This window comes from Mycobacterium sp. ENV421, from assembly GCF_002887815.1.
GTDB lineage: Bacteria > Actinomycetota > Actinomycetes > Mycobacteriales > Mycobacteriaceae > Mycobacterium.
The window spans coordinates 146,972-169,102 of record NZ_PDHO01000007.1; the positions used below are offsets into that span (position 1 = coordinate 146,972).

General features: G+C 66.9%; 19 protein-coding genes and 1 pseudogene. 17 read left to right on the forward strand and 3 right to left on the reverse strand.

Translation table 11 applies throughout. The annotated features are described in order from the left end of the window. The first annotated feature begins 10 nt into the window (after positions 1 to 10). From CRM90_RS31560 to CRM90_RS11520, 4 genes are all read left to right on the forward strand, one after another. Positions 11 to 4,813: a beta strand repeat-containing protein gene (locus CRM90_RS31560; RefSeq protein WP_199189863.1), complete on the forward strand. Its 4,803-nt coding sequence runs from the start codon at positions 11 to 13 to the stop codon at positions 4,811 to 4,813. A gap of 114 nt (positions 4,814 to 4,927) precedes the next feature. Continuing rightward, a complete protein-coding gene (purU, locus tag CRM90_RS11510; protein WP_199189864.1) occupies positions 4,928 to 5,863 on the forward strand; it encodes a formyltetrahydrofolate deformylase in 936 nt (311 codons plus the stop codon). Between the two features lie 26 nt (positions 5,864 to 5,889). Then, the gene (locus CRM90_RS11515) at positions 5,890 to 6,642 is read left to right on the forward strand and encodes a deoxyribonuclease IV (RefSeq protein ID WP_102807101.1); all 753 of its coding nucleotides are present in this window, start codon (positions 5,890 to 5,892) and stop codon (positions 6,640 to 6,642) included. Positions 6,643 to 6,644: 2 nt separating this feature from the next. After that, positions 6,645 to 7,475, forward strand: a complete 831-nt coding sequence (locus CRM90_RS11520) for an extracellular catalytic domain type 1 short-chain-length polyhydroxyalkanoate depolymerase (RefSeq protein ID WP_102807102.1) — start codon at positions 6,645 to 6,647, stop codon at positions 7,473 to 7,475. Between the two features lie 32 nt (positions 7,476 to 7,507). On the opposite strand, the gene CRM90_RS11525 is transcribed toward CRM90_RS11520, so the two are convergent. Continuing rightward, a complete protein-coding gene (locus tag CRM90_RS11525; protein WP_102807103.1) occupies positions 7,508 to 7,843 on the reverse strand; it encodes a cupin domain-containing protein in 336 nt (111 codons plus the stop codon). A gap of 62 nt (positions 7,844 to 7,905) precedes the next feature. Between CRM90_RS11525 and CRM90_RS11530 the strand changes: the two genes are divergently transcribed. Genes CRM90_RS11530 through CRM90_RS11545 form a run of 4 tightly spaced genes read left to right on the forward strand, consistent with a single transcriptional unit; the run spans position 7,906 to position 11,967 of the window. Continuing rightward, positions 7,906 to 9,534, forward strand: a complete 1,629-nt coding sequence (locus tag CRM90_RS11530) for an acyl-CoA dehydrogenase family protein (protein WP_102807104.1) — start codon at positions 7,906 to 7,908, stop codon at positions 9,532 to 9,534. Continuing rightward, positions 9,531 to 10,439 (forward strand): crotonase/enoyl-CoA hydratase family protein, encoded by a 909-nt coding sequence (locus CRM90_RS11535; protein WP_102807105.1) that lies wholly within the window; start codon positions 9,531 to 9,533, stop codon positions 10,437 to 10,439. The genes CRM90_RS11530 and CRM90_RS11535 overlap by 4 nt, the downstream gene beginning before the upstream one ends. A gap of 23 nt (positions 10,440 to 10,462) precedes the next feature. Then, positions 10,463 to 11,176 carry a PaaX family transcriptional regulator C-terminal domain-containing protein gene (locus CRM90_RS11540; protein ID WP_102807195.1) on the forward strand — a complete coding sequence of 238 codons (714 nt, stop codon included), beginning with the start codon at positions 10,463 to 10,465 and terminating at the stop codon, positions 11,174 to 11,176. After that, entirely contained in the window at positions 11,173 to 11,967 is a 795-nt protein-coding gene (locus CRM90_RS11545) for a crotonase/enoyl-CoA hydratase family protein (RefSeq protein ID WP_102807106.1), read from the forward strand. The genes CRM90_RS11540 and CRM90_RS11545 overlap by 4 nt, the downstream gene beginning before the upstream one ends. An 11-nt stretch (positions 11,968 to 11,978) precedes the next feature. On the opposite strand, the gene CRM90_RS11550 is transcribed toward CRM90_RS11545, so the two are convergent. Then, on the reverse strand, positions 11,979 to 12,377 hold the full coding sequence (locus CRM90_RS11550) for a DUF3060 domain-containing protein (protein ID WP_102807196.1): 399 nt from the start codon (positions 12,375 to 12,377) through the stop codon (positions 11,979 to 11,981). A 23-nt stretch (positions 12,378 to 12,400) separates the two neighbouring features. Next, positions 12,401 to 12,556: pseudogene (locus CRM90_RS30950) on the reverse strand (DUF3060 domain-containing protein); the annotation flags it as partial. Between the two features lie 219 nt (positions 12,557 to 12,775). Here CRM90_RS30950 and CRM90_RS11560 point away from each other — a divergent pair. The 9 genes from CRM90_RS11560 (at position 12,776) to CRM90_RS11600 (ending at position 22,128) form a co-directional block, all read left to right on the forward strand. Next, positions 12,776 to 13,414: a TetR/AcrR family transcriptional regulator gene (locus tag CRM90_RS11560; protein ID WP_102807107.1), complete on the forward strand. Its 639-nt coding sequence runs from the start codon at positions 12,776 to 12,778 to the stop codon at positions 13,412 to 13,414. 331 nt (positions 13,415 to 13,745) lie between these two features. Beyond that, positions 13,746 to 14,120, forward strand: a complete 375-nt coding sequence (rpsL, locus tag CRM90_RS11565; protein WP_036343468.1) for a 30S ribosomal protein S12 — start codon at positions 13,746 to 13,748, stop codon at positions 14,118 to 14,120. Continuing rightward, on the forward strand, positions 14,120 to 14,590 hold the full coding sequence (gene rpsG, locus CRM90_RS11570; protein ID WP_036343469.1) for a 30S ribosomal protein S7: 471 nt from the start codon (positions 14,120 to 14,122) through the stop codon (positions 14,588 to 14,590). The genes rpsL and rpsG overlap by 1 nt, the downstream gene beginning before the upstream one ends. 82 nt (positions 14,591 to 14,672) lie before the next feature. After that, the gene (gene fusA / locus CRM90_RS11575) at positions 14,673 to 16,775 is read left to right on the forward strand and encodes an elongation factor G (RefSeq protein WP_102807108.1); all 2,103 of its coding nucleotides are present in this window, start codon (positions 14,673 to 14,675) and stop codon (positions 16,773 to 16,775) included. A gap of 77 nt (positions 16,776 to 16,852) precedes the next feature. Further along, positions 16,853 to 18,043 carry an elongation factor Tu gene (gene tuf, locus CRM90_RS11580; protein WP_036343471.1) on the forward strand — a complete coding sequence of 397 codons (1,191 nt, stop codon included), beginning with the start codon at positions 16,853 to 16,855 and terminating at the stop codon, positions 18,041 to 18,043. Positions 18,044 to 18,158: 115 nt separating this feature from the next. Then, positions 18,159 to 18,458, forward strand: coding sequence for a hypothetical protein (locus CRM90_RS11585; RefSeq protein ID WP_102807109.1), 300 nt, complete (start codon positions 18,159 to 18,161; stop codon positions 18,456 to 18,458). 104 nt (positions 18,459 to 18,562) lie between these two features. After that, complete coding sequence (locus CRM90_RS11590) at positions 18,563 to 19,414, forward strand: SHOCT domain-containing protein (protein ID WP_102807110.1); 852 nt, start codon at positions 18,563 to 18,565, stop codon at positions 19,412 to 19,414. A gap of 3 nt (positions 19,415 to 19,417) precedes the next feature. Continuing rightward, on the forward strand, positions 19,418 to 20,863 hold the full coding sequence (locus tag CRM90_RS11595; RefSeq protein ID WP_102807111.1) for a basic amino acid/polyamine antiporter: 1,446 nt from the start codon (positions 19,418 to 19,420) through the stop codon (positions 20,861 to 20,863). 17 nt (positions 20,864 to 20,880) lie between these two features. After that, positions 20,881 to 22,128: an arginine deiminase gene (locus CRM90_RS11600; protein ID WP_102807197.1), complete on the forward strand. Its 1,248-nt coding sequence runs from the start codon at positions 20,881 to 20,883 to the stop codon at positions 22,126 to 22,128. Positions 22,129 to 22,131: the final 3 nt, after the last annotated feature.

Here is a 22,131-nt window from a genome sequence, read left to right on the forward strand (position 1 = left end):
TGATCAGCCGGTGACCAGCAAGGCGGCGATATCTGCCAAGGTCGCGGGCGCGAACCTCGTTATCGGGATCGGTTCGCTGTGGCTGATCGGTGATGGCACCTCGACGCATCCGAACGCGGGCATCCTGGCCGGTAATGGCTACAGCTGGACGGCTGCGACCTGCGCAACCACCTGCAACGGTGGCAACGCAGGCCTGTTCGGTTCGGGTGGCGCCGGTTGGGGCGGCGGCAACGGTGGTTCCGGTGGTGCGCTCCTGGGCAACGGTGGTGCTGGTGGTGCGGGCTTGGCCGCGACCACGGCTGGTGCCGCGGGCGGTAAGGGCGGTAACGGTGGTAGCGCAGGCATCTTCGCCCTTGGCGGCCGTGGTGGCGCCGGTGGCGCCGGTGGCGCGGGCGCGGCTGGGGCTGCTGGCACGATCAGCACCGTCCCCGGTGGCACCGGTGGAGCCGGTGGCGTCGGTGGTAACGGCGGCAACGGCAGCCGGATCTTCGGTACCGCGGGTGCGGGCGGCCAGGGTGGCGTCGGTGGCGTCGGTGGCGGTGGTATGGACGGTGCCAATGGCCAGGACGCTACCCAGCCCGGTGCTACCGGTGGTGACGGACTTAATGGCGGCATCGGCGGAATCGGTGGTGCCGGCGGTGCCGGCGGCAACGGCGGCACGGCCGCGAGCCTGCTGCTGCTGACGACGATCGGAGCCAGCGGAAGCGGTGGCGCCGGTGGCAAGGGCGGTAAGGCCGGCAACGGCGGCAACGGCGGCGCCGGTGGAAACGGTGACGAGGACAACCCCGACGGTGGCGACGGCGGCAACGCCGGTGATCGCGGAACTGCTGGCGCCGGTGGTGAAGGCGGTGCCGCGGGCAGTGTCGGCAGCGGTGGTACCGCTGGTGCGCACGGCGCCACGGGTGATGCTGCGACCGGCACCGGAAACGGTGGCGCCGGTGGCGACGGTTGGGACAGCACCGTAGCCGGCAAGGCTGGCGGCAACGGCGGCAACGGCGGTGACGCCGGTCTGAACGGCGACGGTGGCGTGGGTGGTGCCGGCGGCGACGGCTTCACGGGCGCCAATGGCATCGACGGCGGACTGCCCGGATCGGATGGCGGCGACGGTGGCACGGGTACCGCTGGTGGTAACGGCGGTTCCGGTGGCAACGGCGGCACGGTGTCCGGTGACGGTGGTGCCGGTGGCGTCGGCGGAACCGGCGGTGCCGGTGGTGCTGGTGGTAACGGCGCGAGCGGCCTGAACGCCGTCCTGGCTGGTGCGACCGGTGGAACCGGTGGCAACGGTGGGCACGGCGGTAACGGTGCGGCCGGTGGTACCGGCGGTAGCGGCGGCCTGGCGCTCGGCACCGGCTCGGACGGCGCCGATGGCGCTGACGGCAGCCAGGGTGTTGGCGGTGTCGGTGGCGACGGCGGCAAGGGCGGCATGGGCGGCCAGGGCACGACCGGCGCTGATGGTGTCGCACCGGGTGACGACGGCGGCGCCGGTGGTACCGGTGGTACCGGTGGTACCGGTGGCAACGCCGGCCTCGGCGGCACCGGCTTCGGCGGGACTGCCTCCTCCGGTAAGGCCGGCGACGGCGGCGACGGTGGTACCGGTGGTACCGGTGGTACCGGCGCCGACGGCCTGGCAGGTGTCACCGACCCCGGTAACGGTGGCGCTGGTGGTACGGGCGGTAACGGCGGAGCTGCCGGTAACGCCAACGGTGGCACCGCGGGTGTCCAGGGTGACGGCGGCACTGGCGGTATCGGCGGCACGGGCGGCAACGGCGACTCCGACTACAACGATTACCAGTACGGCGGTATCGGCGGCGCCGGTGGCCAGGGCGGCTCCGGCGCTCACGGTGGCACGGGCGGCGCAGGCGGTGCTGGCGGTGAGGGCAGCTACTTCGACAACAGCGGCAACCCGAACACCATTGTCGTGGGCAAGGGTGGCGTCGGCGGCGTTGGTGCCGCGGCAACCGGTGGTGCCGGCGGCTTCGGCGGTGGCGGCGGCGGTGGCGGCGGCCCGGTCTGGCTCGGCCAGGACACCGGCTCCGGCGGCACCATTTCGGGCAACACCGTCACCGGTGGTGACGGCGGCCAGGGTGGTGCTGGCAGCTCAACGGCAGCCGGCAGCGCGGGCGGTTACGGCGGCTACGCCTACGTCTACGTTTACGACGGTGGGGCAGTCACAAATACCGTTGTAACCGGTGGTGACGGTGGCCAGGGTGGTTCCAGCGTGGCTGGCGCGCCCGGCGGCGTGGGCGGTGACGGTGGCGGCGCGTACGTCTACGCCGAATACGCCGGCAGCGAGGTCACAGGCAGCACCGCAATCGGTGGCAATGGCGCCCAGGGCGGTGCTGGTACCGCTAGCGGAGCCGGCGGCACCGGCGGTGACGGCGGCTACGCCGAAATCGGGGCCTACGACCCATCCCAGGTCACCAACAGCACGGCGCTTGGCGGTGACGGTGGTGCCGGTGCGGACGGCGTGCAGATCGGTGGCGGCGGTGACGGTGGTAGCGGGGAGATCTACGCCTACTACGACTCGTCGGTCACCAACGGCACCGCGATCGGTGGCGATGGAGGCGCGCAGAGTGGCGTCACCTATGCGGGCGACGGTGGTTACGCAGAGATTTACGCCTACGACGGCGCAACGATCTCCGATACCACGGCAACCGGTGGCCACGGTGGTCCGGCTACGTCTGCCGACGGCGGATATGCCTACGTCTATGCCGATGGCGTGAGTTCCAGCGTGGCGCACGTCGACGCGACCGGTGGCGACGCAGGCACCGCTGGAGCTGGCGGCGATGCCAACGTCTACACCTACGCCGGCGGGGCAATCACGTTCAGCGACGCCAAGGGTGGCAAGGGTAGCGACTACGGCAATGGCGGAGCCGCGTATCTCCTCGCGAACTCCGACAGCAACGGCAGTGCCACTGGCGGCACCGACGGCAGCATCTACCAGAGCCATGCGGTCGGTGGCGATGCTGGTGCGCAGTACGCCGACGGCGGTGACGGGACGGTCCAGGTTGATTACGCCGGTCTGGTGGCCAACAGCACCGCAACCGGTGGTAACGGCGGGACGGGCTACGAGGCCTACGGCGGCGACGCATCGGTCTACGGCTACGACGGCGGCAGTGTCAGCGGTAGCGATGCCACTGGTGGTAACGGTGGTTCGGGCGACTACGCCGATGGCGGCGACGCCGACGTCGAGGCTCTGTACGACCTGTCCGAAGTCTCCGACAGCACGGCTACCGGTGGTAACGGCGGTTCGGGGTACGACGCCAATGGCGGCTACGCCGAGGTTTACGCCGAGAACGGCTTCGCCAGCGTCGCCAACAGCACCGCTACCGGTGGTAACGGCGGTTCGGGTGATTACTCCGACGGTGGTTACGCCTACACCTGGGCCTATGACACCAACGGGTCGAACGAGGCCAGCACTGTCACCGACAGCAGTTCGACCGGTGGTAACGGCGGTTCGGGTTACGACGCCAATGGCGGCGGCGCCTACGCCGGGGCTGAGTACGACTCGGCGCTAGCTGCGAGCCATTCGACCGGTGGTGCCGGCGGTGCGGGTGACTACTCGGATGGCGGCTTCGCTGAGGTGGAGGCGGACAACGCCTCCAGCGTCTCCGGCAGCACGGCGGACGGCGGCCAAGGCGGTGCGGGCTACGACGGCAACGGTGGCGAGGCATACGTCTATGCCGACGAGGACGGCACTGTGGTCAACGGTGCCGCGACCGGTGGCAATGGCGGTTCCGGCGACGGCACCGGCACTGCTGGCGACGGCGGCGGCGCGTATGTCCAGGCCGGCTATGGCGGCACCATCGGGATTGATCCTTCTGATGGCTCCGTCCAGGGTGCAACTGCGACGGGTGGCACCGGCGGTGCCGCCACGAACAGTGGCTCCGGCGGTGTTGGTGGCGACGCCACGATCGACGCCGGCTACAGCACCGGTGACGGTGGCTGGGCCTGGGGTGATGCGACCGGCGGCGCCGGCGGTTACGGCAACGCCGCTACCGGCGGCGATGGCGGTGCAGCCAACATCCTCGCCGCATGGGATCCGCCTGGCCCGCTCGGCGGCAACGACGGAATCGCTCACGGCAGCGCGACCGGCGGTGATGGCGGCAACGCCGACACCTCCGGAACCGGTGGCACCGGCGGCACCGCAACCATCGAGGCAGGCGGGTTCTTCGGCCTGGTGGATTCGCTCGCCAGCGGCAACGCTGCCGGTGGAGACGGCGGATACGCCAACTACGGTGGTTCGGCCGGCGATGGTGGCGACGCCACCATCCAGGCCTCCAGTGGCGGACAGGTCGCAGGTAGCACCGATACCCCGACCGCGACTGGTGGTAAGGGCGGTGACAGCACGGATAGCGGCTTCGCCGTCAGTGCCGTCGTCGGTGACGGTGGTGATGGCGGCAACGCCATCCTCAGTGCCACCATCGATTCCTCCAGCGTCGACGCATCTGCCACGGGCGGTAACGGCGGCAATGGCGGATTGACCGGTGTCGGCGCGGGTGGTCATGGGTCGAACGGCGGTGACGGCGGTAACGGCGGTAACGCGTCGATCCTCACCACCTTCTTCGGTGTGTCGACGTCCGGCACCGCGGTCGGTGGTGACGGTGGCACCGGCGGCAACGGTGACTACTGGGTCAACAACGTCCTCGATTCTCATGGCGGTAACGGCGGCAACGGCGGTTCTGCCACGGCGCTCAATGCGAATCAGAATGTCGGGCTCCAGGCCGGTGACGGACAACCTGGCAACCCCGGCCTCGATAACGGGACGCCCGGCACCAACGGCGGGAACGGCACTCCGGCAACCGCTCCGTAGTCAGGGAAGCACAACAACGCAGTAACACGAAGCTCCCCCGTCCTATGGGCGGGGGAGCTTTGTGCTGGTCACAGTGTTTAAGCTGCCAATTGTGCATGACGACGACCGCCCAGTATGGAGGTAAGAATGAGCGGCACCACCGCATCCGAGGGCACCGCCGCCGACCCGTATCCGCCCGGGCATCACCCGCTGCCGGCGCGCGACATCGGGCGTCTGCTACTGCGGTGTGACGATCGCCCGGGCCTCGTCGCCGCGGTGACCACGTTCCTGGCCGCGGCGGGCGCCAACGTCATCTCGCTGGATCAGCACTCCACGAGGCAAAGCGGCGGAACCTTCATGCAGCGCACCATCTTTCATCTCCCGGGATTGACGGCCGCCGTCGACACCCTGCGACGCGATTTCGCCGACCAGGTCGCGTCCCCGTTTGGCATCGACTTCCGTCTCTCAGAAGCCGCCAAGCCAAAACGGGTGGCCATCTTGGCCTCCAAAGAAGATCACTGTCTACTCGATCTGCTGTGGCGCAACCGGCGCGGGGAATTGGACATGGCGGTGGTGATGGTGATCGCCAACCATCCCGACCTAGCCGATCAGGTACGCCCGTTCGGTGTGCCGTTCATCCACGTGCCGGCCCGCAAGGAGATCAGAGCGCAGGCCGAGGAGCGCATGCTGGAACTGCTGCGCGGCAACGTCGACCTGGTGGTTCTCGCCCGCTACATGCAAATCGTGACACCAGGTTTCATCGAGGAAGTGGGCTGCCCACTGATCAACATCCACCACTCGTTTCTGCCGGCGTTCATCGGCGCGGCGCCCTACCGCCGGGCCAAGGAGCGCGGCGTGAAGTTGGTGGGGGCCACCGCGCATTACGTCACGGACGACCTCGACGAAGGGCCGATCATCGAACAAGACGTGGTGCGGGTCGACCATCGTCACAGCGTGGATGACTTGGTGCGGCTCGGCGCTGATGTGGAGCGCGCAGTTCTGTCGCGAGCCGTGCAGTGGCATTGCGAGGACCGGGTCATTCGGTACGAGAACCAGACGGTCTGCTTCTGATCGCTGCGCGCGCCTAGACTCGACCCGTGCTCATTGGTTCCCATGTCCACGGCGATGACCCGCTGGCGGCCGCGGCCGCCGACGGCGCCGAGGCGGTGCAGTTCTTCCTCGGCAATCCGCAGAGCTGGAAGAAGCCCAAACCGCGCGACGATGCCGAGACGCTGAAGGCGTCGCCGGTCCCGCTGTACGTGCATGCGCCGTACCTGATCAATGTGGCGTCGGCCAACAACCGGGTTCGTATCCCGTCGCGAAAGATCCTGCAGGACACCTGCGATGCCGCCGCCGAGATCGACGCAACCGCGGTGATCGTGCACGGGGGTCACGCCGATGACAACGACATGGCGGCCGGCTTCGAGCGCTGGGCCAAGGCTCTCGCGCAGCTCGAGACCACTGTGCCGGTGTATCTGGAGAACACCGCAGGCGGCGATCACGCGATGGCGCGCCACTTCGACACGATCGCCCGGCTGTGGGAGCGCATCGCCGACACCGGCATCGGGTTCTGTCTCGACACTTGCCATGCCTGGGCGGCCGGCGAGGAGCTGATCGACGCCGTCGAGCGGATCAAAGCCATCACCGGCCGCGTCGACCTGGTGCACTGCAACGATTCCCGCGATGCCAAGGGGTCCGGCGCTGACCGGCACGCCAATTTCGGTACAGGACAGATCGATCCGCAACTTCTGGTCGCGGTCGTGCGGGCGGCCGACGCGCCGGTGATCTGCGAGACGGCCGACGAGGGCCGCAAGGACGACATCGCCTTTCTGCGGGAACACCTCAGCTAGCCGTGTGGGCTCGTCGAGTCGCGCTGCTGGTCGCGCTGTGCCTGGTGGCCGCCTGCGCACCCGCGACCGGGTTCACGCCGGGTGTCAGTGCGCACACGATCCAGGTCGGCGGTGTCGACCGGGACTACCGGCTCTACGTTCCCGACGGTCTGCCGAAGTCGGCCCCGCTGGTCGTGATGCTGCACGGGTGGACCGGTAGCGCCAAACAGGCGCAGCGGGAGTACGGCTGGGACGAGCAGGCCGACTCCGCCAAGTTCGTGGTCGCCTATCCCGATGGGGTGGGCGGATCGTGGAACGCCGACGGGTGTTGCGGGCAGGCGAGCAAGGACAACGTCGACGACGTCGGTTTCATCACCGCCGCGGTCCGCGACATCACCGAGAAACTGGACATCGACAAGACGCGTATCTATGCCGCCGGGATCAGCAACGGCGGCATCATGGCGTACAAATTAGCCTGCAACACCGACCTTTTCGCGGCCATCGGGCCGGACGCGGCCACTCAACTTGCTGCCTGCCCGGCGCCGCGGCCGACGTCGGTGCTGCACATCCACGGCACCGACGACCGCCTGGTCCGCTACGACGGGCAACCTGGGACCGCTCTGCCGATCGCGACCATGACGCCGCCCGACGTCAGTGCGTTCTGGCGCAACGTCGATCACTGCGACCCTCCCGCGACGACCGTCGACGGCGATCTCACAACGTCGGTCGCCAGCTGTCCGAGTGGGCGCAGCGTCGAGCTGATCACCGTGGCCGGCGGTGAACACGACTGGCCATCGTTCGCCACTGAGCGGATGTGGGATTTCTTCGCCGCGCACCCCGGCCGGCGCGCCTAGTTCCCCGGGTCGCGTCGCTCCTGCCCGCCGAGCTAGACGAGATACACCTTTCGCAGCGTCTCGGTCACCGTCCACACGGTCGGGGTGTCCTTGGCCAGCCGCACCACGTCGCCGGCGCCCAGCGTGAGCGTCGGGCTGCCGTCGTCGAATTCGACGGTGGCAGCGCCGGAGAGCACCACGAACAGTTCGTCGGCTTCGACATCACGCATGACTCCGGGCGTCATCTCCCACACTCCGACCTCCAGGCTGCCGAACGATCCGAGTTCGGCTGTGCCGGTGTGCGGCTCACCGCGCACCGACTGGTCGACGGGCACCGGTTCGTGTTCGAGCCATTGGGTGGCGACGTGGATGACGGAGTTCGGCTTCACGCCATCCAGCCTGCCATATTACGAATCTTGTGCGATTGTCGTAGAACTGTAATAGTGGTGTCATGTCGGATACGCATGTCGTCACCAACCAGGTCCCGCCGCTGACGGACCACAACCCGGCCAGCTCGCCGGTCCTGATCGAGGCGCTCATTCGCGAGGGCGGCCAGTGGGGCGTGGACGAGGTCGCTGAGCTCGGTGCGCTGGCGGGCAGTGCCCAGGCGCAGCGCTGGGGCGAGCTGGCCGATCGCAATCAGCCGATCCTGCACACCCACGACCGCTACGGCTACCGCGTCGACGAGATCGAATACGACCCCGCTTACCACGAGCTGATGCGCACGGCGATCGCCCACGGCGTGCACGCCGCGCCGTGGGCCGACGACCGTCCCGGCGCCCATGTGGTCCGCGCGGCGAAGATGGGGGTGTGGACTCCCGAGCCCGGGCACGTCTGCCCGATCTCGATGACCTACGCCGTCGTCCCCGCGCTGCGGCACAACCCCGAACTCGCCGCGATCTACGAGCCGCTGCTGACCAGCCGCAAGTACGACCCCGACCTGAAAGTGCCTGCCACCAAAGTCGGTATCACCGCGGGAATGTCGATGACCGAGAAGCAGGGCGGCTCCGACGTCCGGGCCGGCACCACCCAAGCCGTCCCCAACGGCGACGGCAGCTACACCATCACCGGTCACAAATGGTTCACCTCCGCGGCGATGAGCGACATCTTCCTGGTGCTGGCGCAAGCGCCCGGCGGCCTGAGCTGTTTCATGCTGCCGCGCGTTCTTCCCGACGGCACCCGCAACCGAATGTTCCTGCAGCGCTTGAAGGACAAGCTCGGCAACCACGCCAACGCCTCCAGCGAGGTGGAGTACGACGGCGCCGTCGCCTGGCTGGTCGGCGAGGAAGGCCGCGGCGTGCCCACCATCATCGAGATGGTCAACCTCACCCGGCTGGACTGCACCCTGGGCAGCGCCACCAGCATGCGCAACGGCCTGACCCGCGCCGTGCACCACACTCAGCATCGCAAGGCGTTCGGCGCATATCTGATCGACCAGCCGTTGATGCGCAACGTGATTGCCGACCTCGCCGTCGAGGCCGAGGCGGCCACCGTCGTAGCAATGCGGATGGCCGGCGCCACCGATGCCGTCGTCCGCGGCGACGAACGCGAGACCCTGCTGCGCCGGATCGGCCTGGCGGCCGCCAAGTATTGGGTGTGCAAACGTGCGACCCCGCACGCTGCCGAGGCGATGGAATGCCTTGGCGGCAACGGCTATGCCGAGGAATCCGGAATGCCGCGGCTGTACCGCGAGGCGCCGCTGATGGGTATCTGGGAAGGGTCGGGCAACGTCAGCGCGCTGGACACGTTGCGCGCCATGGCAACCCGCCCCGAGTGCGTCGGTGTCCTCTTCGACGAGCTGGCGACGACCGCCGGGCAAGATGCTCGTCTGGACACCCACGTGGCCGAATTGCGTTCGGAGCTGGAGGACCTCGACGGCATCGAGTACCGCGCACGCACCATCGCCGAGGACATCACAGTGGCGCTGCAGGGTTCACTGCTGGTCCGCCACGGTCATCCCGCGGTCGCCGAGGCGTTTCTGGCCTCGCGGGTCGGCGGCAACTGGGGCGGTGCGTTCGGGACGCTGCCTGCCGGACTCGACCTGGCGCCGATCATCGAACGCTGCCTGGTGAAGGGATGACCGAACTCACGACGATGACCTACGAGGTCACCGATCGGGTTGCCCGCATCACCTTCAACCGGCCCGAGAAGGGCAACGCGATCGTCGCGGAGACCCCACAGGAGTTGGCCGCGCTGGTGGAACGCGCCGACCTGGACCCGGACGTGCATGTCATCTTGGTGTCGGGCCGCGGCGAAGGATTCTGCGCCGGTTTCGATCTCGGCGCGTACGCCGACGGCTCGTCGTCGGCAGGCGGCGGGGACCGGCAGGGCACCGTGCTCGACGGTAAGACGCAGGCGGTCAACCACAAGGCTGACCGACCGTGGGACCCGATGATCGACTACCAGATGATGAGCCGCTTCGTGCGCGGCTTCTCCAGCCTGATGCACGCTGACAAGCCGACGGTGGTGAAGATTCACGGGTATTGCGTGGCGGGCGGTACCGATATCGCGCTGCACGCCGACCAGGTGATCGCCGCCTCAGACGCCAAGATCGGTTATCCGCCGACCCGGGTGTGGGGCGTTCCGGCGGCCGGGCTGTGGGCGCATCGGCTGGGTGATCAGCGGGCCAAACGCCTTCTGCTGACCGGGGATTGCATCACCGGCGCCCAAGCCGCCGAGTGGGGCCTGGCGGTGGAGGCGCCGGATCCGGCCGACCTCGACGAGCGCACCGAACGGCTGGTGGAGCGGATCGCGGCGGTGCCGGTGAACCAGTTGATCATGGTGAAGCTGGCGATGAACACCGCGCTGTATCAGCAGGGCGTGGCGACCAGTCGCATGGTCAGCACGGTGTTCGACGGGATCGCCCGGCACACCCCGGAGGGGCACGCGTTCGTGGCGGACGCCCGCGAGCACGGCTTCCGGGAGGCGGTCCGGCACCGCGACGAGCCGTTCGGTGACCATGGGCGTCGCGCCTCGGGAGTGTGAGCGTGCCGCAGTCGTTGGCGAAGATGACCGCCCGGTCGGTGGTGCTGAGTGTCTTGCTCGGCGCTCACCCGGCCTGGGCCACGTCGGCCGAATTGCTGCAGCTGACATCGGATTTCGGCATCCGCGAGCAGACCCTGCGGGTGGCGTTGACCCGGATGGTGGCCGCCGGGGATCTGGTGCGTTCCGACAACGGGTATCGACTGTCCGACCGGCTGTTGACCCGCCAGCGCCGCCAGGACGATGCGCTCTACCCGCGCATGCGCGACTGGAACGGCGACTGGGTGATTGTGGTGATCACTGCGGTCGGTATGGATGCCCGAGCGCGCGCCGCGTTGCGAACCACTTTGCAGCTCAAGCGGTTCGGTGAGATCCGGGAGGGCGTCTGGTTGCGTCCGGACAACCTCGATGACGAGCTGCCCGCCGAGGTCGGCGAACGGGTGCGGGTGCTGCACGCCCGCGACGACGACCCGGCCGAGCTGACCGGTCGGCTGTGGGATCTGGGTGGCTGGGCCGATACCGGACGTCAGCTCCTGGATGACATCGCCGCGGCGGACGACATTCCGGCGAGATTCCGTGCCGCCGCCGCGATTGTGCGCCACCTGCTCACCGATCCGGTGCTGCCGGAAGAACTGCTGCCGGCGCGCTGGCCGGGCGCCGCGCTGCGGCGGGCCTATGCAGACTTCGCCGCCGAGCTGGTCGCGCGGCGGGATGAGGGACAACTGGTGGAGGCAACATGACGGATCCGGTACGCGTCGAAAAGAATGGGCCTGTCACGACGGTGATCATCGACCGTCCGCAGGCCCGCAACGCTGTCAACGGTCCCACCGCGATGGCCTTGTTCAACGCTTTCGACGAGTTCGACAACGACGACTCGGCATCGGTGGCGGTGCTCTGGGGTGACAACGGAACCTTCTGCGCCGGAGCCGATCTAAAGGCGATCGGCACGCCGGATACCAACCCCACGCACCGACCTCGGACTGGATCCGATGTCGCCGGCCCAGCGGCTCCGGGCCCCATGGGACCCAGCCGCATGCAGCTGTCCAAACCGGTGATCGCCGCGGTCAGCGGCTACGCCGTCGCCGGCGGCCTCGAGCTGGCGCTGTGGTGCGATCTGCGGGTCGCGGACGAAGACGCCGTGTTCGGGGTGTTCTGCCGCCGGTGGGGGGTTCCGCTGATCGACGGCGGCACCGTGCGCCTACCTCGTCTCATCGGCCACAGCCGGGCGATGGACCTGATCCTCACCGGCCGCGCCGTCGGCGCCGAGGAAGCCCTGGCGATCGGCCTGGCCAATCGGGTGGTGCCGCCAGGTCAGAGCCGCCAGGCCGCCGAGGAATTGGCCGCCGAACTGGCCCAGCTTCCGCAGCTGTGCCTGCGTTCGGACCGGATGTCGGCGCTCAACCAGTGGGGTCGGTCCGAAGCCGACGCCATGGACTTCGAATTCGGCAGCCTGTCGCGGGTGGCTGCCGAGTCCCTTGCCGGTGCGCAGCGATTCGCCAAGGGCGCCGGCCGGCACGGTGCGAAGGCGTGAGCCGCGACCACCTACGACTTGTTGAGCGTGTTCCCCGAGCCGAGGTTGTTCACCTTCGGGTCGCCCTTGTAGGTGATCGTGTTGTTGAGGCCGACGACGGACAGTTCCTTGTCGATGGTGCCGAAGGTGATCTTGTTGTCCGCGCCGCCGATGTTCACCGACGCGCACGTGCCTTTGACCGTCAGGGTGTTGTTGGACCCGCCGACGTTCAGCGACTTTCCGTCGGCGCAGTCGATCTCGGCGGTCGTGCCGAACGAGCCGTAGTTGATGGTGTTGCCCACCTCAACCTGTGCTCCCGAGCTTCCGGCCGTCGCCGTCGGTGAGGTGGAGTCCTTGCTGGTGGATCCGCAGCCCGACAGCGCGATGGCGGCGATAACGCTGATCCCAGCGATGAGGGTGGGGGAGTTCATCGGCATTCGTCCGTCCTTCACGATTACGCCGGAACGCGGTCGATCCGGTTCGTCATTCCTAACTCGCGGCCGCGGTCGAGGACGACTGGCTCGCCGCTCGTGTGCAGGACCGTCTGGTCCCAGCCGTAGACCGTGATGTCATTGACGACGTTATCGGCGATCACCGTCTTCGACGAGCCTTATGGGGTCACGGCCCGCCACGATGCCGCAGCCGGGGATGTGACCGTTCCGGTGATACCCGCCGTGAGGGCGGCAACGCAGGTCATGATGAACGCGCCGCCGCGGTGTCCCCAGCTCACCGACATGCTTCACTTGGCAGCCAACCTGAGTTGGAAACTGCGTCGCAGCCGGTCGGTCAACTAGAGTTCTCCGTCGATCCACCCAGGGAAGGGCGTGCAATGACATCTCGGCCGGAACCGGAGTCGGCGGCTGCCCGCCCGCGCCCCGGAAACCGGTCGTCGGCGAGGTCGAACAAGCTCAGCCGCGAGGTCATCGTCAACGCGGCCCTGACCTTCCTCGATCGGGAAGGCTGGGACGGACTCACCATCAATGCACTGGCCACCCAGTTGGGTACCAAGGGGCCGTCGCTCTACAACCACGTGCACAGCCTCGACGATCTGCGTCGCACGGTCCGCATGCACGTCATCGACGACATCCTGCAGATGCTGTCCACCGTCGGGCAGGGCCGCACCCGCGACGACGCCGTGACCGCGATGGCCAGCGCCTACCGCAGCTACGCGCACCATCACCCGGGCCGCTACTCGGCTTTCACCCGTATGCCGTTGGGCGGTGACGACCCGGAGTTCACGGCCGCGTCGCATGCCGCCGCGGCCCCGGTGATCGAGGTACTCGCCTCGTACGGCCTGGACGGCGACGACGCCTTTTATGCCTCGCTGGAGTTCTGGGCCGCGCTGCACGGGTTCGTGCTGTTGGAAATGACGGGCGTGATGGACATGGTCGACACCGATGCGGTGTTCTCGGACATGGTCCTGCGCCTGGCTGCCGGGATGGCGCGCCGGAACGGAGCGCACGGCTGAGCCCACCTCGGGCACCCGAATATCGGTGCTGTCGGGAACCGATGCCGACATTCACGCGTTGACCTGCGGTAAGGCCCATCAGGAGCCCCGTGCACCGAGTTTGGAGGGGCGTGCCGCGCCTGGTATCGTGGGAGCTCGTGCCTGGCCGTTAGGGGCGCTTGCGGGGACGCATGCGCGCACGCCGGGCAAATTCGCATGTCCAGTATGCATCGGATTCGACTGGTGCACAGTGTGTGCGACACGCCCGGCAGCGGGGTACGCGGCGGGGTGAAAACAGCAGTACAGAGACTTGAGAAGCGCCGAAAGACGTACGAGAGAAGAAAGCCGGTAGATGCCAACCATTCAGCAGCTGGTCCGCAAGGGTCGCACCGACAAGGTCGCGAAGGTGAAGACCGCGGCCCTCAAGGGCAGCCCGCAGCGCCGCGGCGTGTGCACCCGCGTGTACACGACCACCCCGAAGAAGCCGAACTCGGCACTTCGCAAGGTCGCGCGCGTGAAGCTGACGACCGGCGTCGAGGTGACCGCCTACATCCCCGGTGAGGGCCACAACCTGCAGGAGCACTCGATGGTGCTGGTGCGCGGCGGCCGTGTGAAGGACCTCCCCGGCGTTCGCTACAAGATCATCCGCGGTTCGCTGGACACCCAGGGTGTCAAGAACCGCAAGCAGGCCCGTAGCCGTTACGGCGCGAAGAAGGAGAAGAGCTAATGCCGCGCAAGGGTCCCGCGCCGAAGCGCCCGTTGGTCAATGACCCGGTCTACGGCTCGCAGCTGGTCACCCAGCTGGTGAACAAGGTCCTGCTGGACGGGAAGAAATCGCTGGCAGAACGCATTGTTTATGGTGCGCTCGAGCAGGCTCGTGACAAGACCGGCACCGATCCGGTCATCACCCTGAAGCGCGCTCTCGACAACGTCAAGCCCGCCCTCGAGGTGCGCAGCCGTCGTGTCGGTGGCGCCACCTATCAGGTGCCCGTCGAGGTCCGCCCGGAACGCTCCACCACTCTGGCCCTGCGCTGGTTGGTGAGCTTTTCCAAGGCGCGCCGCGAGAAGACCATGATCGAGCGGCTGGCGAACGAGATTCTCGACGCCAGCAATGGCCTGGGTGCAGCCGTGAAGCGGCGCGAAGACACCCACAAGATGGCCGAGGCGAACCGGGCCTTCGCGCACTACCGCTGGTGATTGCACTGCCGGCGGCCACCGCGTGGCGGCTGCCGGCGCATGACCACACCAAATTGAGAAGCGAAAGAGTGGGAATTTAGCCGTGGCACAGGACGTGCTCACCGACCTGAACAAGGTCCGCAACATCGGCATCATGGCGCACATCGATGCCGGCAAGACGACAACGACCGAGCGCATCCTCTTCTACACCGGTATCTCGTACAAGATCGGTGAGGTGCACGACGGTGCCGCCACGATGGACTGGATGGAGCAGGAGCAGGAGCGGGGTATCACCATCACCTCGGCCGCGACCACCTGCTTCTGGAACGACAACCAGATCAACATCATCGACACCCCGGGCCACGTCGACTTCACCGTCGAGGTGGAGCGCTCGCTGCGCGTGCTCGACGGTGCCGTCGCCGTCTTCGACGGCAAGGAAGGTGTCGAGCCGCAGTCCGAGCAGGTCTGGCGTCAGGCCGACAAGTACGACGTGCCGCGCATCTGCTTCGTCAACAAGATGGACAAGCTGGGCGCCGACTTCTACTTCTCGGTGCAGACGATGAAGGACCGCCTCGGCGCGAACGTCGTCCCGATCCAGCTGCCGATCGGCTCCGAGGGCGACTTCGAGGGCGTCGTCGACCTGGTCGAGATGAAGGCCAAGGTCTGGCGCGGTGAGACGAAGCTCGGCGAGAAGTACGACGTCGTCGACATCCCGGCCGATATGCAGGAGAAGGCCGAGGAATATCGCACCGCGATGATCGAGTCCATCGCCGAGACCGATGACGACCTCATGGAGAAGTACCTGGGCGGCGAAGAGCTCACCGTCGAGGAGATCAAGGGCGGTCTGCGCAAGCTGACCGTCACCAGCGCGGGTTACCCGGTGCTGTGCGGTTCCGCGTTCAAGAACAAGGGCGTGCAGCCCATGCTCGACGCGGTCATCGACTACCTGCCGACCCCGCTGGACGTTGCGGCCGCCGAAGGCCACCGCCCGGGCAAGGAAGACGAGATCGTCTTGCGCAAGCCGTCGGCCGACGAGCCGTTCTCCGGGCTGGCGTTCAAGGTTGCCACCCACCCGTTCTTCGGCAAGTTGACCTACGTCCGGGTGTACTCGGGCAAGGTCGACTCCGGCGCACAGGTCATCAACTCGACCAAGGGCAAGAAGGAGCGGCTGGGCAAGCTGTTCCAGATGCACTCCAACAAGGAGAACCCGGTCGAATCGGCATCCGCCGGCCACATCTACGCGGTGATCGGCCTCAAGGACACCACCACCGGTGACACCCTGAGCGATCCGAACGACCAGGTTGTGCTCGAGTCGATGACCTTCCCGGATCCCGTCATCCAGGTCGCCATCGAGCCCAAGACGAAGAGTGACCAGGAGAAGCTGTCCCTGGCCATTCAGAAGCTGGCCGAAGAGGATCCGACCTTCAAGGTCAACCAGGACCACGAGACCGGCCAGACCATCATCGGCGGCATGGGCGAGCTCCACCTGGACATCCTGGTGGACCGTATGCGCCGCGAGTTCAAGGTCGAGGCCAACGTCGGCAAGCCGCAGGTCGCCTACAAGGAGACCATCAAGCGCGCAGTCGACAAGGTCGAGTTCACGCATAAGAAGCAGACCGGTGGCTCCGGCCAGTTCGCGAAGGTTCTCGTCGCCATCGAGCCGTTTGTCGGCGAGGACGGCGCAACCTACGAGTTCGAGAACAGGGTCACCGGTGGCCGCATCCCCCGCGAGTACATCCCGTCGGTGGATGCCGGTGCGCAGGACGCCATGCAGTACGGCGTGCTGGCCGGTTACCCGCTGGTGAACTTGAAGCTCATCCTGCTCGACGGCGCGTACCACGACGTCGACTCGTCGGAAATGGCCTTCAAGATCGCCGGTTCCCAGGCGCTGAAAAAGGCTGCCGCGCAAGCGCAGCCGGTCATCCTGGAACCTGTTATGGCCGTCGAGGTCACGACGCCCGAGGATTACATGGGCGACGTGATCGGCGACCTGAACTCCCGCCGTGGTCAGATTCAAGCCATGGAGGAGCGCAGCGGTGCTCGCGTCGTCAAGGCGCACGTGCCGCTGTCGGAGATGTTCGGCTATGTCGGGGACCTGCGGTCCCGGACCCAGGGCCGGGCGAACTACTCCATGGTGTTCGATTCGTACGCCGAAGTTCCGGCGAACGTGTCGAAGGAGATCATCGCGAAGGCGACGGGTCAGTAATCCGTTGCTGCGGCAACACAACTGAAAACATCAACACTGCTTAACCAAAGCAACAACAAGTCCAGGAGGACACAGAAGTGGCGAAGGCGAAGTTCGAGCGGACGAAGCCGCACGTCAACATCGGGACCATCGGTCACGTTGACCACGGCAAGACCACGCTGACTGCAGCAATCACCAAGGTTCTGCACGACAAGTACCCGGAGTTGAACGAATCGCGCGCATTCGACCAGATCGACAATGCGCCCGAGGAGCGTCAGCGCGGTATCACCATCAACATCTCCCACGTGGAGTACCAGACCGAGAAGCGTCACTACGCGCACGTCGACGCCCCCGGTCACGCTGACTACATCAAGAACATGATCACCGGTGCCGCCCAGATGGACGGCGCGATTCTGGTGGTCGCCGCCACCGACGGTCCCATGCCGCAGACCCGCGAGCACGTGCTGCTCGCCCGCCAGGTCGGCGTCCCCTACATCCTGGTGGCGCTGAACAAGGCCGATATGGTCGACGACGAGGAGCTCCTGGAGCTCGTCGAGCTGGAGGTCCGCGAACTGCTGGCCGCCCAGGAGTTCGACGAGGAAGCACCGGTCATCAAGGTGTCCGCACTCAAGGCCCTCGAGGGTGACCCGCAGTGGGTCAAGAGCGTCGAGGATCTGATGGACGCCGTCGACGAGTCGATCCCGGACCCGGTCCGCGACACCGACAAGCCGTTCCTGATGCCCGTCGAGGACGTCTTCACGATCACCGGCCGCGGCACCGTGGTCACCGGTCGTGTCGAGCGTGGCGTGATCAACGTGAACGAGGAAGTCGAGATCGTCGGCATCAAGCCGACCGTCACCAAGACCACGGTCACCGGTGTGGAAATGTTCCGCAAGCTGCTCGACCAGGGCCAGGCCGGCGACAACGTCGGTCTGCTGGTTCGTGGCGTCAAGCGCGAGGATGTCGAGCGCGGCCAGGTCGTCGTGAAGCCCGGCACCACCACCCCGCACACCGAGTTCGAGGGCAGCGTCTACATCCTGTCCAAGGACGAGGGCGGCCGTCACACGCCGTTCTTCAACAACTACCGCCCGCAGTTCTACTTCCGTACCACGGACGTGACCGGCGTGGTGACCCTTCCCGAGGGCACCGAGATGGTGATGCCCGGTGACAACACCGACATCTCCGTCAAGCTGATCCAGCCCGTGGCCATGGACGAGGGCCTGCGGTTCGCGATCCGTGAAGGTGGCCGCACCGTCGGCGCCGGCCGGGTCACCAAGATCATCAAGTGATCTGACACAGCAGTTCCGCGAAGCGGCGCTCACCTTCGGGTGGGCGCCGCTTTCGTTTGTCCGAAACCCCTCGTGCCCCGGTGCTAGGCTGCGGAATCCACAACGGGGTGGGGCGATGGACGACGACGATTTTCAGCAGCCGGCGTATCCGCCGTCGGTTTTGTTCGGCGGCGCGGCACTGCTGGCTGTGCTCGGTGGCATCGTCGCGTCGGTACTCATGGTCAGCGCGGCGAGCGTCGGCAGCCACCAGTCACCCCCGGCGCCTCGCAGCCAGCCGGCCGCCCACCCGGCGTCCCCGGCACCCGTGCGGCCCGCGCCGCCGGCCCAGCCCGAGGCCCAGAACAGTCTCGAGGTGTTCGTCAATCGACTCGTCCCGCAGTTGCCGGGCTTGGATCAGCTACTGCAACCCCCCTGAGCAGGGCGGTCTGAAGCTCGTCGCAGACTGCGACAAGTGGTCCCAAGCGGATGTCGTGGAGTTAGTCTGATCGCGACATTGCTGGCCGAAAAGGGGTGTGCCAAATGTTGGGTCGGTATCTCAAAGCGCAATTGACCGTCCTGCTGTTCGGCGGCCTCGTCGGTCCGATCTTCCTGATCGTGTACTTCGCCCTCGGGCCGTTCGCGCGGCCATACATCGGATGGATGTTCTGGGTCGGCCTGCTGATCACGGCGGGCGACGTGCTCGCCGCCCTGTGGTTGACCAACTCCGGGATGAAGTCCGCGGCCAGGCACGAGGAGCTGAACCAGCGTGGTGTTCTGGTGCTGGCGCAGATCACCGGTATCTCGGACACCTCGTGGTTCGTCAACGACCAACAGATGATCAAGGTGAACCTCCACTTCGAGGTGCCCGGCTATCAGGGTTTCGACACTCAGGAGACCATGGCGTCGAGCCCCACCCGCATGCAGATCCTCAACGCCCACAAGTTGGTCGCGCTCGTCGAGCCGGGCACGCAGAAGTACGAAATCGACTGGAACGCCAGCGCTTTGATTGCCGGCGTGGTGCCCGCGCAGTTCACCCTCGCCGAGGACAACAAGACCTACGACCTGCGGGGGCAGGCCGGCCCGCTGATGGAGATCATGCAGATCCTGCGCGCCAACGGCGTGCCGATGAACGGCACCATCGACATCCGATCCAATCCTGCTGTGCGCCAGCAGGTGATGGCCGTCGTCCGGCGGGCCGCCGCCGGGCAGCCGGTGGCCGCCACACCACCGGCGGCCGCGCAACCCGCCACCACTACGCCGTACGTGCCGCCACCGATGCCGGAAGTGTCGACCGCGCAACGTCTTCAAGAGCTCGAGACCCTGAGGGCGACCGGCTCGATCACCGAGGCGGAATACACGGCCAAACGACAGCAGATCCTGGCCGATCTCTAGCTGATGGCCTCGACCGAAGCGCCGACGCAGGCCGACGGGAAGGTCAGCCTGCCGACCCTGACCGCCATGGTGGTCGGGTCCATGGTCGGGTCGGGGGTCTTTCTGCTGCCGCGACGCTTCGGAGTCGAGACCGGGGTGCTCGGGGCGCTGATCGCCTGGGCGATCGCCGGCAGCGGAATGCTGATGCTGGCCTTCGTCTTCCAGCGACTGGCCACCCGTAAGCCAGATCTGGATGCGGGCATCTTCGCCTACGCCAAGGCCGGTTTCGGTGACTACGTCGGCTTCAATTCGGCGTTCGGGTTCTGGGCGTCGGCGTGCGCGGGCAACACCTCTTACTGGGTGTTGATCATGGCGACCACCGCGGCGCTGTTCCCGTCGCTCGGCACGGGAGACACCGTGCTGGCGGTCGTCTTGGCGTCGATCGGGGTGTGGTTGTTCTGCTTCCTGATCCTGCGCGGTGTCAAGGAGGCGGCGATCATCAACCGGATCGCCACCGTTGCCAAGATCATCCCGATCCTGCTGTTCATCGTCATCGCACTTGTCGCGTTCAAGGGCGGCGTCTTCGCGGATAACTTCTGGGGTGGCGACGGGAACTACTCCCTGAGCTCGGTCTTCGAACAGGCCAAGGGGACGATGCTGATCACGGTGTTCGTCTTCCTGGGCATCGAAGGCGCCAGCGTGTATTCGCGTTTCGCCCGTAAACGGGAGGACGTCGGGCGCGCCACCGTGATCGGTTTCCTCAGTGTGCTCAGCGTGTTCATGTTGGTCACCCTGGTGTCCTACGGCATCCTGCCGCAGCACGAGCTGGCCCAGGTTGACCAGCCGTCGATGGCTTCGGTCTTGGAAACGATTGTCGGACATTGGGGTTCGGTGTTCATCCGGGTCGGGGTGATCGTCTCGGTGCTGGGTGCATATCTGGCCTGGACGTTGATGGCCGCCGAAATCCTCTACCTTCCGGCCAAATCGGACGACATGCCGAGGTTCCTGGCCCGCACCAACTCTCATGGCGCCCCCGTCGCAGCACTGATCATGGCGGGCGGCCTGGTCCAGCTGCTCCTTATCCTGCTGCTGTTCACTTCCGACGCACTGAATTTCATGCTCGACCTGACCGCGGCGCTGTCCCTGGTTCCATACCTGCTTGCGGCGGCGTACGCGCTGAAACTGACGATCACCGGCGAGACCTACGGCCACGGCGATCCGCGCCGGTCCGACCTGGTGGTCGCCGTCCTCGCCACCGTCTACACGCTGTTTCTGGTCTACGCCGCCGGGGTGTCTCATCTGATGCTGTCCTGCATCCTCTACGCACCGGGGGCGATCCTGTACGTGATCGCGCGCCGGGAACGCCGGCTCCCGCTGTTCCGCCCGGCGGAGGCGGTCTTGTTCGTCATCATCCTCGTCGGCGCGGTCTCGGGTGTGGTCTCGCTGGCCACGGGCGCAATCGAACTCTAGGGAAGGGAAGTGGTGTGGTGACGTCTGCATCTGCTTCATACGGCGTGCATTCCGAAGTGGGAACGCTGCGCAAGGTGCTGGTGTGTTCGCCCGGCCTGGCCCACGAGCGGCTCACCCCGACCAATTGCGACGACCTGCTGTTCGACGACGTGCTGTGGGTGCAGAACGCCCGCCGGGACCACTTCGACTTCATGGACAAGATGCGCGAGCGCGGTGTCGAGGTGGTCGAACTGCACAACCTGCTGTCCGAGACGATGGAGATCCCGGACGGCCGCACGTGGCTGCTCGACCGCAAGATCGTCGCCAACGAGGTAGGGATGGGGCTGGTCGACGATACGAGGGCGTTCCTCGACGAGCTGCCCGCCCGTCGGCTGACCGAGTTCCTGATCGGCGGGCTGTCGACCCGCGACCTGCCGGTCGACCTCGGCCGGGGCTACCGCGCTCTGGCCCGCGAGCATGCCGGAATCACCGAGTATCTGATGCCGCCGCTACCCAACACGTTGTACACCCGGGACACCACCTGCTGGATCTACTCGGGTGTGACGCTGAACCCGCTGTTCTGGCCGGCGCGGCACGACGAAACGCTGCTGATGAAGGCCATCTATGAGTTCCATCCCGATTTCACCGGCTCGACAGTGTGGTGGGGTGACCCCGAAAAGTCCTGGGGGATGGCCACTATCGAGGGGGGCGACGTCTTGGTGCCCGGCAACGGCGTGGTGTTGATCGGGATGAGTGAACGCACCTCGCGGCAGGCGATCACCCAGGTGGCGGCGACGCTGTTCGAACGCGGCGCGGCCGAACGCATCATCCTGGCGGGGATGCCCAAGCTGCGCGCCGCCATGCACCTCGACACCGTGTTCACCTTCGCCGACCGCGATATCGTGACGATCTACCCCGAAATCGTCGACAACATCCAGACTTTCACGCTGCTCCCCAGCGATTCGGCCCCCGGCCTGGACGTCATCGAGGAGACCAAGCCGTTCGTTGAGGTGGTCGCGAGCGCCTTGGGCCTCGGCGCCTTGCGGGTGGTCGAAACCGGGGGCAGCGCCTACGACTCCGAGCGGCAGCAGTGGGACAGCGGCAACAACCTGGTGGCGGTCGAGCCGGGCGTGGTGTTCGCCTACGACCGCAACACCCACACCAACTCGCTGCTGCGTAAGGCGGGCGTCGAAGTCATCACCATCGTCGGCGCCGAACTGGGTCGCGGACGAGGCGGCGGTCACTGCATGACCTGCCCGATCGTCCGCGACCCGGTCAGCTACTGAGCC

What these genes read in the sequence shown, in the direction of transcription:
- CRM90_RS11590 (WP_102807110.1), top strand. Translation starts at nt 18,563, where the DNA reads ATGTTGGGTCGGTATCTCAAAGCGCAATTGACCGTCCTGCTGTTCGGC.
- CRM90_RS11560 (WP_102807107.1), top strand. Translation starts at nt 12,776, where the DNA reads ATGACATCTCGGCCGGAACCGGAGTCGGCGGCTGCCCGCCCGCGCCCC.
- CRM90_RS11545 (WP_102807106.1), top strand. Translation starts at nt 11,173, where the DNA reads ATGACGGATCCGGTACGCGTCGAAAAGAATGGGCCTGTCACGACGGTG.
- purU (WP_199189864.1), top strand. Translation starts at nt 4,928, where the DNA reads ATGGAGGTAAGAATGAGCGGCACCACCGCATCCGAGGGCACCGCCGCC.
- rpsG (WP_036343469.1), top strand. Translation starts at nt 14,120, where the DNA reads ATGCCGCGCAAGGGTCCCGCGCCGAAGCGCCCGTTGGTCAATGACCCG.
- CRM90_RS11530 (WP_102807104.1), top strand. Translation starts at nt 7,906, where the DNA reads ATGTCGGATACGCATGTCGTCACCAACCAGGTCCCGCCGCTGACGGAC.
- CRM90_RS11585 (WP_102807109.1), top strand. Translation starts at nt 18,159, where the DNA reads ATGGACGACGACGATTTTCAGCAGCCGGCGTATCCGCCGTCGGTTTTG.
- CRM90_RS11535 (WP_102807105.1), top strand. Translation starts at nt 9,531, where the DNA reads ATGACCGAACTCACGACGATGACCTACGAGGTCACCGATCGGGTTGCC.
- rpsL (WP_036343468.1), top strand. Translation starts at nt 13,746, where the DNA reads ATGCCAACCATTCAGCAGCTGGTCCGCAAGGGTCGCACCGACAAGGTC.
- CRM90_RS11540 (WP_102807195.1), top strand. Translation starts at nt 10,463, where the DNA reads ATGACCGCCCGGTCGGTGGTGCTGAGTGTCTTGCTCGGCGCTCACCCG.
- CRM90_RS11550 (WP_102807196.1), bottom strand. Translation starts at nt 12,377, where the DNA reads ATGAACTCCCCCACCCTCATCGCTGGGATCAGCGTTATCGCCGCCATC.
- CRM90_RS11595 (WP_102807111.1), top strand. Translation starts at nt 19,418, where the DNA reads ATGGCCTCGACCGAAGCGCCGACGCAGGCCGACGGGAAGGTCAGCCTG.